The organism is Epibacterium sp. Ofav1-8 (genome assembly GCF_022348185.1).
In the GTDB taxonomy this organism is placed as follows: Bacteria; Pseudomonadota; Alphaproteobacteria; order Rhodobacterales; family Rhodobacteraceae; genus Epibacterium.
In genome coordinates this window covers 217,457-231,203 of sequence record NZ_JAKRFD010000002.1, presented here as the reverse complement: position 1 = coordinate 231,203, position 13,747 = coordinate 217,457, and the positions used below count along the sequence as shown (strand labels likewise).

The following is a 13,747-nucleotide window of genomic DNA, read 5'->3' as shown; positions in this document are numbered from 1 at the left end:
ACGCAGTGTTATAACGTAACACCCCTGAACGAAAGGCAACACACTGTAAAGAGGCCAGCATGGTGATGACCGAGCAGGACAAACGCATTCCCGTGACCTTGCTGACCGGGTTTCTGGGGGCCGGGAAAACCACGCTGTTGAACCACCTGATCCGCGACCCCGACGCGGGGCGGATTGCCGTCATCATGAATGAATTTGGCGATATCGGCCTGGACCACGACCTGATCGAAGAAGCCACCGAGGAGACCGTCCTGCTGCCATCGGGCTGCCTGTGCTGTGCGATCCTGGGCGATCTGGCCAAGACGTTCGAGGACCTGATCGCAAAGCGGGACGCGGGTCAGGTGCAATTTGATCGGGTGGTGATTGAAACCAGCGGCATCGCCGATCCGGCACCGATCGTGCATACGCTGACGACCGATTACCAGATTGCGCAGGCCTTCCGGCTGGATGGGGTGGTGACCCTGGTGGATGCGGCGACGGGCATGGGCACCCTCGATCGGCAGTTCGAGGCGGTGCAGCAGGTCGCCATGGCCGATACGCTAATCCTGTCGAAGGCGGATCTGATCGACGGGTTCGACCAGTCCCGGCTCGAAAAACGCCTGGAGGGTCTGAACGCCACCGCCCCGCGTGTCCGGGCTGACCATGGGCGCGTGCCGGTGGGCACATTGTTTGGCCTCTCCGCCCTGCGCGAGGGCGTGGCCGCGCCGGAGGTGGATCGCTGGCTGGGACTGTTGCAAGAGATCGCACAGCCCGATCCGCTGGCTGGGGTCTCCGGCTTTGCCGCCGCGGAAACGCCCCCGGCCCCGCTGGCCTTCGGCGCATCGGCGCTCGCCACTCATGACCATCGGATCACCTCCGCCTCGATCGCAGTGACAGATCCCATTGCCGCAAATGTCTTTGATTTCTGGCTGGACTCGCTGATTGCACTTAAGGGACAGAACATCCTGCGTATGAAAGGCATCCTGCACGTCGAGGGCTTGCAATACCCGTTTGTCTTTCATGGGGTGCAGCATATTTTTGATGCCCCTGTGCCGCTTAAAAGCTGGTCGGGCACGGAGACCACCAGCCGCGTCGTTGTCATCGCGCGCGACGTGGAAGAGGCCGACCTAAAGGCCAGCCTCGACATGCTCCTGATGAAACCAAAGGCCGAGATCGCACCGCCGGACCTGCCCGGCGGCATGATGGTCGACACCCTTGAATTGCCGTTCTGAGCCATGCCGGCTGTTGCCACCACAGCAGAGAAACCGCCGCAGCGCCTGTGGCCTGCTGCCCGGTGCCTCTCCTCCCTGACAGAAAGACCCCGAAATGATCCATATTCGCCTGCCCGATGGCGCAAGCCGCGCGCTTCAGCCTGCCAGCACCGCCGCCGATCTTGCCGCCGCCATCAGCCCGAGCCTTGCCAAGCGCACGGTCGCTGCGGTTGTTGACGGAGAGGTCACGGATCTGTCCCGTCCCCTGCCCGACGGCGCCGCGGTGGAGCTGGTGACGCGGGATGACCCGCGGGCGCTGGAACTGATCCGCCACGACCTTGCGCATGTGTTGGCCGAAGCGGTTCAGGCGCTGTGGCCCGGCACTAGGACCGCCATCGGGCCGGCCATCGAACACGGGTTCTACTATGATTTCGAGCGGGACACGCCGTTCACCCCCGAGGATCTACCGGTGATCGAGAAAAAGATGCGCCAGATCATCGCCGCCAGGACCCCCTTCACCCGCGAGGAATGGACCCGCGAAGAAGCCCGACAGCATTTTGAGACCGCCGGCGAAGGGTACAAGCTCGCATTGCTTGATGCGATCCCCGAGGGCGAGACCGTCACGATCTATCGCCAGGGGGACTGGCTCGACCTCTGCCGGGGGCCGCATATGCGCAGCACCGCGGATGTCGGCAGCGCGTTCAAACTGACCCGGGTGGCGGGCGCCTATTGGCGTGGCGACAGCAACAACCCGATGCTCAGCCGCATCTATGGCGTCGCCTTTGCCGACAAAGCCGCACTCGATGCGCATATGACGATGATGGCCGAGGCCGAGAAACGCGATCATCGTCGACTGGGGCGCGAGATGAACCTGTTCCACTTTGAGGAGGTCGCGCCCGGGTCTGTCTTCTGGCATGCAAAGGGCTGGCGCCTGTTCCAGACGCTGATCGGCTACATGCGCGCGCGTCAGGAAGAGGCGGGCTATATCGAGGTCAACTCTCCCGACATCATGGACCGCGCCCTGTGGGAGACCTCGGGCCATTGGCAGAACTACCGCCAGAACATGTTTCTCGCCAAGACCGAGGACGATCGCGACTATGCGCTGAAACCGATGAACTGCCCCGGCCATATGCTGATCTACGGGCAAGGCACCAAGAGCTATCGCGACCTGCCGCTGAAGATCGCCGAATTTGGCAAGGTGCATCGCTATGAGCCATCAGGTGCCTTGCACGGGCTTTTGCGCGTGCGCAGCTTCACCCAGGATGACGCCCATATCTATTGCACGCCGGAGCAGCTGACCGAGGAATGCCTGAAGGTCAACGGCCTGGTGATGTCGATCTATCGCGACTTTGGTTTTGACGATGTACGCATCAAGCTCTCGACCCGCCCGGAGAACCGCATCGGCAGCGATGAAAGCTGGGACCGCTCCGAGGATGCGCTGCGTCAGGCGCTGGATCAGGCCGGTCATCCCTATACGATCTTTGAAGGCGAAGGCGCGTTCTACGGGCCAAAGCTGGAATATGTCCTGCGCGACGCCATCGGACGGGACTGGCAATGCGGCACGCTTCAGGTGGATTTCAACCTGCCGGAACGGTTCGGCACCACCTATGTGGCCCCGTCGGGCGACAAGCTGGCACCGGTGATGCTGCACCGCGCGCTGTTTGGCTCGCTGGAGCGGTTCACCGGCATTCTGATCGAACACCACGCCGGGCATTTGCCGCTGTGGCTGGCGCCGGTGCAGGTGGTTGTCGCCACGGTGACCGAGGCCGCCGATGACTGGGCCTCCGAGGTTGCACAGGCGCTGAAGGCGGCGGGGCTCAGGGTCGAGACCGATCTGCGCAATGAGAAGATCGGCTACAAAGTGCGCGAACACGCGCTGCAAAAGATCCCCGTCCAGATCGCACTCGGCGGGCGCGAGGCCGACGCGCGCAGCGTGACCATCCGGCGACACGGAACCGACAAGACCGAGACACTGACCCTCGAAGAGGCGGTCCGCCTGCTGGTGACAGAGGCGCGTCCGCCCCGCGGCGCGTAAAGCCCCATCCTCGCTCTGCCAGAAGGGGCTACCGGCCCCTCGTGACCCCATCAAACAAAGGACTGTTCCTTGCAGATCACCGAAGACGACATCCAGAACGCCCTGACCATCTGGGGCAATGGGAAAATCGCCATCTCGAAGGCCTTTGAGGATGGCGGCATAGACGCGGCCCGCGCGGTCGCCTCTGCCAATATCGACGCTTACTACGGCTATGACCTCGGGCCCGTGTTGTTCGAACCGACCATGGCCAGCGGCGCGCAGACCTTTCGCCCGACCAAAGCCGGAGCCTTGGCCTATTTCTGCGGCCATTCCGATGACTACCCCCTCGACAATGGGTTTGCGATCATGGGCTGGCGCGCCATGGCGAGCATCCCCTCGGCCCGCTTCATCCAGGGCGATGTCGCCATGTGGATGGGCTGGGTCAAGCTGACCAACAAGGACGGCACCGTCACCACGGTGGACAAGAGCTTTGGCTACAAGAAGGACGAAACAGGCACCCTGCGCATCGTCCTGCACCATTCCTCCCTGCCCTACCAGCCCTAACGTCACAGCCTGAAACAGGAGTTCGCCAGATGATCCTCGACACGCACCCCGCGCTCGACAACTGCACGACATCGGTCACCACACCAAGCGGTCTGACGGCCATTCACCAGCCCGCCTGCGCGGCGACGATCTGGCAGCGCGATCCGCTGCCACGGTTCCAGCGCTGGATCGATGCGCTGCCGCCCGAGCAGTTGCCAAAGGCGCGGCTGATCCTGCGGCCGGATGCGGTCTGTGACGCGCTGATCAATATTGCCGTTCAATGCGGTACGCCGACATGTGAGGAGCGCAACATGCTGATCGAAGATGCCTCGGCACTGGCGTCGATTTTTGCCAAAGTCATGGACAGTGCCTACGTCCGGCTGCGCTTTGACGTCGTCGACACCAATGCGTGTCGCAAGTTTCATATCGATGCCGTAAAGGCCCGTCTGGTCTGCACCTATCGCGGCACCGGAACGCAGTATGGTCTGTCCGAAAATGGCCACGACCCCGCGCAGATCCTGACCGTCCCCACGGGCGCGCCGATCATCCTGCGTGGCACGCGGTGGCCGGAAACACCGGTCTCGGGGGTGCTGCACCGCTCGCCGCCCATCGCGGGCACCGGTGAAACACGGCTGCTGCTGGTGCTCGACCCGATCGACGATCCAGCAGAAGAAGCGGCGGCGGCCTACAAGCACTGATCGCAACGCGCCCCGGGGGTTCGTACTGCGGGGCGCTAGCCAGGCGGTGCGCCGGAGGTCGCAAACCGCGCCCGGTAGTCGCGCGGCGACAGGGAAAAGCGGCGGCGAAAGGCCTTGCGCATTTGCTCGTCCGACTGAAACCCGGCGCGATAGGCTAGGGTCTTTAGTGGCAGGTCCGTATCGAGCAGCAACGCCTTGGCCCGGTCACATCGCAGCGCTTCGAGCATGGCCATCGGCGCGACTGCAAACTCGGCCGTGAAGGCGCGGGTCAGGCTGCGCACGCTCATCCCATGCGCGGCGGCGATGTCACTCAGGCTCAGCGGTTGATCCAGCCGGTCGCTCATCCAGGTCAGCACCTTGGTCATGCTGGTTGCGCCCGCCATCTGCCCCGTCAGCAAGGTGCTGAATTGTGATTGCCCACCGGGGCGCTTGAGGTACATCACCATGTCGCGCGCCACCCCGAGCGCTACGTCACGACCGTAATCCTGTTCGACAAAGGCCAGCGTCAGGTCGATCGCCGCCGTGACCCCCGCAGAGGTCCAGAAACGGCCCGCCTGCACAAAGATCGCATCGGCATCCACATCAATCTCCGGATAGCGCTGGCGCAGCCGTTCGGCGTAATTCCAATGTGTCGCCGCGCGCTGCCCTTCCAGCAGACCAGCCTCCGCCAGAAAGAACGACCCGGTACAAAGCGCGGCGCAGCGCCGAACCCGCGGTCCGTTCTCGCGACACCAGTCCACCAGCGCGTGTTGTCCAGAGAGCACCTCCTCGATCCGGGCGGCGCCGGCGATCAGGACCGTTTCCGGCGCGCCGAGCTCCTTCAGGGCGACCGTTGCCTCCAGCGACATTGCCGTATCCGAGGGGATGTGACCCACTTCGGGCGCTGCGATGGTGACGTCATAGCCCCCGGCATGCCCCGCCTCGGCCAGATGCCGCGTGGCATAGCCCAGAACACTGAGCGGCCCCGTCGCCTCCAATGTCTTGAAGCCCGGATAAATCACCAAGGCGACGTGCCGCCGCTGGTCCATCCTCGGGGCAAGGTGCTGATTTGCAGACATGTCTGATCCCTGTTGTGGCCGATACGGCCCGTTGATTGGCCAGATCCGAGGGGTCGAACGCCTCGCCCTCACAATGTGATAATGTAACATCAGGCAACCACTCCACAACAGAGGGAAATGCCATGAAAACCCGTGCCGCCATCGCCTGGGAACCCAACCGTCCGCTTGAAATCGAAGAGATCGATCTCGAGGGGCCAAAGGAGGGCGAGGTCCTTATCCGCATCGTCACAACCAGCCTGTGCCATACCGATATGTTCACCCTCTCCGGCGCGGATCCCGAAGGCCTGTTCCCGGCCGTTCTGGGCCATGAGGCCGTCGGCATCGTCGAGGAACTGGGCAAGGGCGTGACCTCGCTCAAGCCCGGCGACCATGTCATCCCGCTCTATACGCCCGAGGATCCGAACTGCCCCTATATCAAGTCGGGTAAGACCAACCTTTGCCAGACCATCCGCAAGACCCAAGGCCAGGGCGTGATGCCCGACGGCACCTCGCGGTTTAGCTACAAGGGCAAGATGATCCATCACTACATGGGCACATCCACCTTCAGCGAATACACGGTCCTGCCGGAAATCGCGGTGGCCAGGATCTCAAAGGAAGCCCCGCTGGCCAAAGCCTCCGTTATGGGCTGCGCCATTCCCACCGGCATGGGCGCGGTGCGCAACACGGCCAAGGTCGAAGCCGGGGCAACGGTTGCGGTCTTTGGTCTCGGGGCGGTCGGGATGGCCGTCATCCAGGGCGCTAAAATGCAAGGTGCCTCTTGCATCATCGGCATCGACACAAACCCGAACAAGTTCGAGCTGGCCCGCAGCCTCGGTGCGCATGACTGCATAAACCCGGCGGATTTCACCCAGCCCATTCAGGACGTGATCGTCGAGATAACGGGCGGCGGCGTCGACTACTCCTTCGAGTGCATCGGCAACGTCAATGTCATGCGCGCGGCCCTGGAGTGCTGCCACAAGGGCTGGGGCGAATGCACGGTCATCGGTGTTGCGGGTGCCGGTGAAGAGATCGCCACGCGCCCCTTCCAACTGGTGACCGGACGGGTCTGGCGCGGATCGGCCTTTGGCGGCGTGCTGGGGCGCAGCCAGCTGCCGGGCATGGTGGATGAATGGCTGCGGGGGGACTTTGACGTCGATCCCTACATCACCCACAACATGACGCACGACCAGATCAACACGGCCTTTGACCTGTTGCACGCAGGAAAGTCGATCCGGTCCGTGATCCATTTCCAGCCGTCCGACACCATGCTGGTCAACGACCTGCCCGGGATCATCGTCCCGACCTGAGCCTGTCACCGATTGGCAACGGCCCGCCACCACCATGGCGGGCCTACACCGGCTCAAAACCTACGCTCTGCCCACCCCGTCGATTTTTCGAGGCAAGTCCAGCGCGCCGCGTGCTTTACTTTCCACTGCGGCTAAGCTACGCCGCCTCTCGTGTCAGTGAAAAAGCTAGCAATCATCGGGTTCGGCCCCAGAGGGCTGGCCGCCGCCGAGGCGGCGCTGGCGGTTGCTCCTGACCTGCACATCTGCATCTTTGAACCAGGCCCCTACCCCGGCGTCGGACCAAACTTTCGTCCGGACGAAGCGCCCGAGTGCCTGTTGAACCTGCCGGTTCGCGAGCTTGATCTTGGTGCGCCGCGCTTTGCCGACTGGCTGGGAGGCGCGCCCGAGGCCTACCCGCCGAGGGCTGAAGTAGGCCGCTACCTGACAGAGCGCTGGCAGAGACTGCAACCCCACGTCGAACATGTCCCCGCCACCGCCGTGTCGGCGCATTATGATCGCGGCTGGATCGTCGATGGCCGGGGGCCGTTTGACAACCTTCTTCTGACTCAAGGCCAGCCCCCGGTGACGCAAGATGCGCAGGCCGCCCGCTGGAGCGCACATGCCGCAGCGCAAAAGCTGACCTTTATCGACGCCTACCCGACAACGGCGATCCGCTCCGTGGATTGGCGTGGGCGGGTCGCGGCGCTGCGTGGGCTTGCACTCTCGGCGCTGGATGTGATCGCCCTGCTCACGCTTGGTCAAGGCGGCAGGATGGATGGCGACAGCTATCGCGCGTCGGGGCGGGAACCGGATCTGATCGTGCCGTTCTCGCTTGACGGGAAGCCACCGATGCCGAAGCCGGCCAATGCCGATATCGACGCCCTCTTTGATCCGCTCCCAACCGAGCGACGCGCGGTGATCAGCGCGGTGACGCGGGCACTGACGCTTTCGCCGGACGCCGCGGTCCGGTGCCTGACCGACGCCATGGCGCCGATCGTCGCGCGCATCACCAGCACAGACCCCGAGCCCTGGCTCGCCGCGGAGCGCGACGCGCCCGGTACGCAAGAAGGCGATGACCCGGTGTCTGCGCTCGACAACGGGCTTGCGATGGCGGACGGACAGCGCGCGCCCTCAGTCGGTTATGCGGTCGGGCAGATTTGGCGAAAACTGCAACAGGATGTGCGGGGTCCGTTCGCGGCGTGCGGCGGCAGTTGCGAGACCCGCTCCGCGCTGGTCGCTTTTGAAAACGGGCTCAAGCGCTATTCCTACGGCCCGCCCGTGCGCAGCGCCCGCCTGCTTCGGGCCCTGATCAACACGGGCCTGGTCCGCCTGACCGTAGCAGCGGACCCGGCGATCTTACTGGAGCGTGGTGGGTGGCGGCTGGATGACAAGATCCTTGCCGATGCGATGATCGATTGCGTTCTTCCCGGCCCCTCGCCCGACGCTCTCACCGATCCCCTGGTGAGCGGCCTGATCCGCGCGGGACACCTAACGGTCGACTGCGGGTTGAAACCGATGACGGCCGGGCTCTGCGTGCTCGGCCGTACGACCGAAGGTCAGAGGTGGGCAACGGATTCGCTCCTCGACTGTTTTGGCGATGTGACGGCGGAATGGGCCAGACAATCTTTCGGTGGCTCAGACGGGGTTTGAACCTCCACGGCTCAAGATAAGCAGCCACAGAACATCAAAGCACGGCAAACCGAGCCTGATGCGGACCAGCGCCCAGAGAGGGCTGGTCAAAGATCGACGACGACCTCAACGCCGAGGACGATCCTGAAGAGCCAGTGCAGGTGTCGATCACAGGCTCAAACAACACCGATCTGCTCAGCTGGCAGCTACAAACCTTGCACGGCGCGCACTTGCGTTCTACATATGTTCTCATGAAGCGCACACTCCAAGATAAGCTCGCAATCCTGTCGGATGCTGCCAAATACGATGCCTCCTGCGCGAGTTCCGGGACCACGCGGCGGGATTCCCGCGCCGGCGGGGTCGGCAGTGCCGGGGGCAGCGGGATCTGCCACGCCTACACGCCCGATGGGCGCTGCATCAGCCTGCTGAAGATCCTGATGACCAATTTCTGCATCTACGACTGCGTTTATTGCGTCAACCGCGTCTCGAGCAGGGTGGAACGGGCGCGTTTCACCCCCGAAGAGGTCGTGACGCTGACGTTGGAATTTTATCGGCGCAATTACATCGAGGGGCTGTTTCTGTCGTCGGGCATCATTCGCAGCCCGGACGACACAATGGCGGATATGGTCCGCATCGCGCGAGTGCTGCGCAAGGCGCATGGCTTTAAGGGCTACATCCACCTCAAGACGATACCCGAGGCGTCGCCCGAGTTGATCACCGAGGCCGGACGCTATGCCGATCGCCTGTCGATCAACGTGGAACTTCCCAAAGACGACAGCGTCGCCAGGCTTGCGCCACAGAAACAGCCCAAAGGCATCCGCGCCGCCATGAGCCACGTGCGTGAAACACGCGCGGCCAGCAAAGTGGCCAGCCATCGCGGCAAGCGCCCGGCGCGCTTTGCCCCCGCCGGGCAGTCGACCCAGATGATCGTCGGGGCCGATGGCACGTCGGACCGCGATATTCTGGGCACGTCCACACGGCTTTATCAGGGCTACAAGTTGAAGCGGGTCTATTATTCTGCCTTTTCTCCGATCCCCGACAGCTCTGCAATGCTGCCGCTGATCCGGCCGCCATTGATCCGGGAACACCGGCTCTATCAGGCCGATTGGCTGATGCGATTTTACGGATTTGATGCGGCGGAGATCACATCCTCTACCAAGGGCGGTAATCTGGATCTGGAGATCGACCCAAAGCTCGCCTGGGCGCTGGCGCATCGCGCACAGTTTCCCGTGGATGTGGCCCGCGCGCCGCGCGAATTGTTGCTGCGCGTTCCGGGGTTTGGGACACGCACCGTGCAACGCATCCTTGCCGCGCGGCGTTCCGGGCCGCTGCGCTACGCGGATCTGATCCGCATCGGCGCGCGGGTGAAACAGGCCGAGCCGTTCATCACGCTGCCCGACTGGTCGCCCGGCGCTTTGACCGACAGCGCCGGACTGCGCGCACGCTATGCGCCACCGCCCGAGCAACTCAGCCTGTTCGCATGATCCAGGTCGATCTGCCCGTTCTGGGGCGCGCAAAGGCGTGGCGTGAGGCCGCGCGGCGTCTCGCCAGCCACGGGATTGCGCCGGAGGAGGTTGACTGGCAGGGCGGCACGCTCTTTGGCGGCGACCCTATTCCCGCTGCGGACGGCCCGCGCGATCTGCGTGTGCCCAAGAGCTTTGTTCAGCTGTCAGGCAGCGTCATCTGCCATACCGACCCCGAGGCACCCGCCCTGCTGTATCAGGCGCTTTGGCGGCATCAACTTGACCGGCGCGCACTTGGAAACCCCGCCGACCCTCTGACCCGTCGTCTTGACCGGCTGGCAAAACCCGTGGGACGCGACATTCACAAGATGCACGCCTTCGTCCGGTTTCGCGAATTGCCCACGGACGGCGCGCGCCGCCGCTTTGCCGCGTGGTTCGAGCCGGACCACCGCATTGTGGAGGCCGCTACTCCTTTCTTCGCGCGCCGCTTCGCCGATATGGACTGGCTGATTGCGACGCCGTTCGGTACCGCGCGGTTTTCGGACGGCCAGCTTGATTTTGATCTGCCGGGGCCGCGCCCGGACCTGCCGGAGGACGCATCAGAAGCGCTTTGGACCACCTATTTCACCCATATATTCAACCCGGCGCGGGTGAAGGTCGGGGCGATGAAATCCGAAATGCCGGTAAAGTACTGGAAGAACCTCCCCGAGACCCGCGCAATCCCGGCCATGCTGCAAGACGCTGAAGCGCGCGTGCAGCGGATGCGGGACGCGCTGCCAACAGAGCCGCCGAAACGCGCGGCGCGGATCGCAGCAATGCCTGCCACGCTCGATCAGGCGCGTGCGGCGGCGGAGACTTGTTCGCGCTGTGACCTTTGCGCTCCGCGACGGATGGTCTGGGGTGAAGGGCCCGCCGACGCGCCCCTTATGATCGTCGGCGAAGCACCCGGCGATCACGAGGACCAGCAAGCCCGGCCTTTTGTCGGCCCGGCTGGCCAGCTGTTGCACGCCGCGATGGCAGAGGCGGGATGCCCGCCCTCTTATCTGACCAACGCCGTGAAACATTTTAAGTTTAGGCAGCGTGGCAAGCAACGGCTGCACCAAAGCCCGACGCGCGGCGAGATAGACCATTGCCGCTGGTGGCTGGACCAGGAACGACGGCTGATCCGGCCCCGGCTTACCGTCGCTCTCGGCGCGAGCGCCGCATTTGCGCTGACCGGGCGTCGCGCGGCGCTGACATCGCGTCGTGGCACGCTGGAACCGGCGATCCGAGGCGGTGACGTCCTCATCACTTGGCATCCCGCAGCGATCCTGCGCGCACGATCGCGTGGCGAGGAGATGCGCGCCGAACTGGCCGCCGATCTGAGCCGCGCTGCGGGACTTGCGAAGGAACGAATGGCCGCGCAGGGCGTTAGAAGTGCGGCAAGTCTTTAACAGTTCGCTGAATTAGTCAGGCCAGAGGCAGCTGTTCTCCGTGGTGGAATGAGTTCTCTCATCGGTCTTCCGGATTGGGTGGCTGGAAGCAGGCCTGGTTCCCCCCTCGAGCCTCCATCCGCCAGCAACCGGGGCAGCCGGGCGAGATTTCCGGCTGCGAGCGTCAGGATAAAGCGTAACCGCACCTGTGCCAGGGGATTTCTTATAGAGCCGTGCGTCCGGGTCGGTGGCCGAAGCATGGGTCGCATTCGAACGCTTCTCGCCCTTGGAGTTGATCTCGGGATTTCGGGTACGGCGGCTGTAGCGAGGCATTGGAGCGGTTTCGGGTTCGGTCTGGGCGGGGTGTGCGGCAGGGCCAATGGATGTAGCGGGCGGGTCATCCGGCCTATCATCGCCGGGCGGCGTGCCCGCCGACTTTGGCTCGAAACTCTTTATCGACGCCCAAGCCTTTACGAGCGTGCCATCGACCGAGAAGTGGTCGTCCGACAGGAGTGGCGCGACCTCTCGATGCGCCAGAATGGCCGCCATCACATTGCGCGATATATCGGCTGTCAGCAGCCGGTGGCGGTTCTTGGTGACCGCCGTCGGCCCTCATACCGGATCGTCGATCCCGAGGCCCACGAACCAGCGGACCAGCAGATTATACTGCATCTGTTCCATCAACGGCCACTCGGAGCGAATTGAGAACAGGATTTGAATCAGGCTGGCCCGGATCAGCCGTTCCGGCGGGATCGAGGGGCGACCGAAATCAGTGTAGCCCGCCTCGAAATCGGCATCCAGACTGGCCAGCGCGTCGTTGACCACCTGCCTGATCTTTCGCAACGGGTGCCGTGCAGGGATGCGCTCTTCAAGATCGGCATAGCTGAATAACGACCCGCTCGCTTCGTCCCGCGCATCACCCCCCCCCCGCCACAGTCGTGCAGAGGGAGAGTCATGTTCCCAAAGCTGCGTCGAGAACCGACTTCTTCAGCATACTGCTAGGCATTCGCTTGATTGATGAGAATTTCTATTTTGGTAAAACGGTCGTGCTTCCGATGTTAGGTCAGCCGCAGACCCGCGTTGTAGCCGAAACGTTCGGCGACCCCGAGTTATTCCCGAGTTGGGCAGGAAAGAAGATAGTCAGGATGTCGCAGTCAACGGCAGGAAGGTTCTGCAACCTGTGAACTCAGTTTTCAAAATTGAATGACCGCAACACGGAGGCGGAGCTGATGACCCCGCTGCTTCTGTTTTTGGGCCAGTGGGATTTGGACGAGCCAAACGCCCCTGGCCGTCAGGGAGAGGGTGCTACCCTCCCCCTCGGGCAATTCTATTAGACCGGGCCGTCCCCGGCTGCGCCAACCCAGTCGAATAGCATGGCCTCGCCCCCTCCCGCGTTCGCCCGCCTTTTGAAACCTGGGGCAGATCAGCAGGAACAGGCGAAATCAAAGTCTGAACCTGCAAATCAGCCCTGATTTTCCGAATGGAAGGTCAGACCAACGCAACAAGCCACACGGCAAAAACAACTCTCTGATTGCGACATTGTCAAACGGCGAGCGATCTGTCCGTCCGGAGTCATGGTTCTCTTCGAGGTAGCGGCTCACGCGCCTCACGATGGTGTTCGGTGGTGGATCGTCTCCAATGTGGATTGCAGGGTGAGCAGGTGAGCCTGCATCCCAACCGTTTTTACGAGATCGATCTACCTCCGTCCCGTTGGGACTTCGCTCCCCGCCGCGGGGTCGGCAACTCAGATCAGGTGGTGGCCTCCTTCGTCGATAGATACTCGGTTTCGTTTTTCCAAAGCGTCAGCATCAGAACGGCGAGCTTGCGGGCGGTCGAGACCGCCGCCTTGCGGAACCCGCGCCGTCCGGCCAGTCGCACGGCCCAGCTCTTGAGTGGCGAGAACCGTTTGACCTGGCGGATCAGGCAAGATGCCGCCTCAAACAGCGAGCCGCGCATAGCGCCGTCACCGCATTTCGACACGCGCCCTGTCCAATCCACCTCGCCGGATTGATGCCGCTTCGGCGTGAGCCCGAGAAACGCACCGACGTCGGAGGCCCGGTTGAACCGGCCCGGATCATCGACCAGCGCGATGAAGCTGAGCGCGTTAACCGGCCCGCCCCCTGGGATCGACATCAGACGACGTGCCACAGGATGGGATTTGGCTTTTCTCCTCACCGCTTTGTCGAGATCCTCCACCGCCTGGCACAACGTGGTATGGGCGGCGATGAAGCCATCCGCAATAACTCGGAGAACCGGATCGGTCTCGCCGGCCGCGGCCAGCTGGTCCCGGAACGCTTGCCTTTGCTGTCCCTGGCGAATGCCCGTCATGCGGATGCCGAAGGTCTTCAGCACGCCCCTGATGTGACCTTCAAGATCTTTGCGCAGGCGGATCAAACGCTCGCTGGCTCCAACCAGATTGCGCAGCTGATACTCCTCTTCGCTTCGGATGTGCACCGCAGTGAACCAACCGGTTCG

At 63.4% G+C, this 13,747-nt stretch carries 9 protein-coding genes and 2 pseudogenes; 8 read left to right on the top strand and 3 right to left on the bottom strand.

The annotated features are described in order from the left end of the window. Window positions 1–59 precede the first annotated feature (59 nt). The 4 genes from MHM97_RS03910 to MHM97_RS03895 all read left to right on the top strand — a co-directional run bounded on the left by MHM97_RS03910 (window position 60) and on the right by MHM97_RS03895 (window position 4,445). Window positions 60–1,211 (top strand): CobW family GTP-binding protein, encoded by a 1,152-nt coding sequence (locus MHM97_RS03910; protein WP_239319680.1) that lies wholly within the window; start codon window positions 60–62, stop codon window positions 1,209–1,211. Between the two features lie 94 nt (window positions 1,212–1,305). After that, window positions 1,306–3,225: a threonine--tRNA ligase gene (gene thrS, locus MHM97_RS03905; protein ID WP_239319677.1), complete on the top strand. Its 1,920-nt coding sequence runs from the start codon at window positions 1,306–1,308 to the stop codon at window positions 3,223–3,225. A gap of 69 nt (window positions 3,226–3,294) precedes the next feature. Next, window positions 3,295–3,768: a phosphoribosyl-AMP cyclohydrolase gene (locus MHM97_RS03900; protein WP_239319674.1), complete on the top strand. Its 474-nt coding sequence runs from the start codon at window positions 3,295–3,297 to the stop codon at window positions 3,766–3,768. A gap of 29 nt (window positions 3,769–3,797) precedes the next feature. Then, window positions 3,798–4,445, top strand: a complete 648-nt coding sequence (locus MHM97_RS03895) for a DUF1826 domain-containing protein (RefSeq protein WP_239319671.1) — start codon at window positions 3,798–3,800, stop codon at window positions 4,443–4,445. Between the two features lie 35 nt (window positions 4,446–4,480). On the opposite strand, the gene MHM97_RS03890 is transcribed toward MHM97_RS03895, so the two are convergent. After that, window positions 4,481–5,503 carry a GlxA family transcriptional regulator gene (locus tag MHM97_RS03890; protein WP_239319669.1) on the bottom strand — a complete coding sequence of 341 codons (1,023 nt, stop codon included), beginning with the start codon at window positions 5,501–5,503 and terminating at the stop codon, window positions 4,481–4,483. Window positions 5,504–5,625: 122 nt separating this feature from the next. On the opposite strand from MHM97_RS03890, the gene MHM97_RS03885 reads away from it, so the two are divergent. The 4 genes from MHM97_RS03885 to MHM97_RS03870 all read left to right on the top strand — a co-directional run bounded on the left by MHM97_RS03885 (window position 5,626) and on the right by MHM97_RS03870 (window position 11,293). Continuing rightward, a complete protein-coding gene (locus tag MHM97_RS03885; protein ID WP_239319667.1) occupies window positions 5,626–6,789 on the top strand; it encodes an S-(hydroxymethyl)glutathione dehydrogenase/class III alcohol dehydrogenase in 1,164 nt (387 codons plus the stop codon). 150 nt (window positions 6,790–6,939) lie between these two features. Beyond that, window positions 6,940–8,418 (top strand): FAD/NAD(P)-binding protein, encoded by a 1,479-nt coding sequence (locus MHM97_RS03880; RefSeq protein WP_239319664.1) that lies wholly within the window; start codon window positions 6,940–6,942, stop codon window positions 8,416–8,418. Window positions 8,419–8,648: 230 nt separating this feature from the next. Further along, window positions 8,649–9,881: a putative DNA modification/repair radical SAM protein gene (locus MHM97_RS03875; RefSeq protein WP_239319657.1), complete on the top strand. Its 1,233-nt coding sequence runs from the start codon at window positions 8,649–8,651 to the stop codon at window positions 9,879–9,881. Beyond that, window positions 9,878–11,293: a UdgX family uracil-DNA binding protein gene (locus tag MHM97_RS03870; protein WP_239319655.1), complete on the top strand. Its 1,416-nt coding sequence runs from the start codon at window positions 9,878–9,880 to the stop codon at window positions 11,291–11,293. Before MHM97_RS03875 ends, MHM97_RS03870 begins: the two co-directional genes overlap by 4 nt. 168 nt (window positions 11,294–11,461) lie before the next feature. Here MHM97_RS03870 and MHM97_RS03865 read toward each other — a convergent pair. Both MHM97_RS03865 and MHM97_RS03860 read right to left on the bottom strand, forming a co-directional pair. Beyond that, a pseudogene (locus tag MHM97_RS03865) lies at window positions 11,462–12,208 on the bottom strand (transposase); the annotation flags it as partial. An 813-nt stretch (window positions 12,209–13,021) separates the two neighbouring features. Then, window positions 13,022–13,741, bottom strand: a pseudogene (locus tag MHM97_RS03860) (IS110 family transposase); the annotation flags it as partial. Window positions 13,742–13,747: the final 6 nt, after the last annotated feature.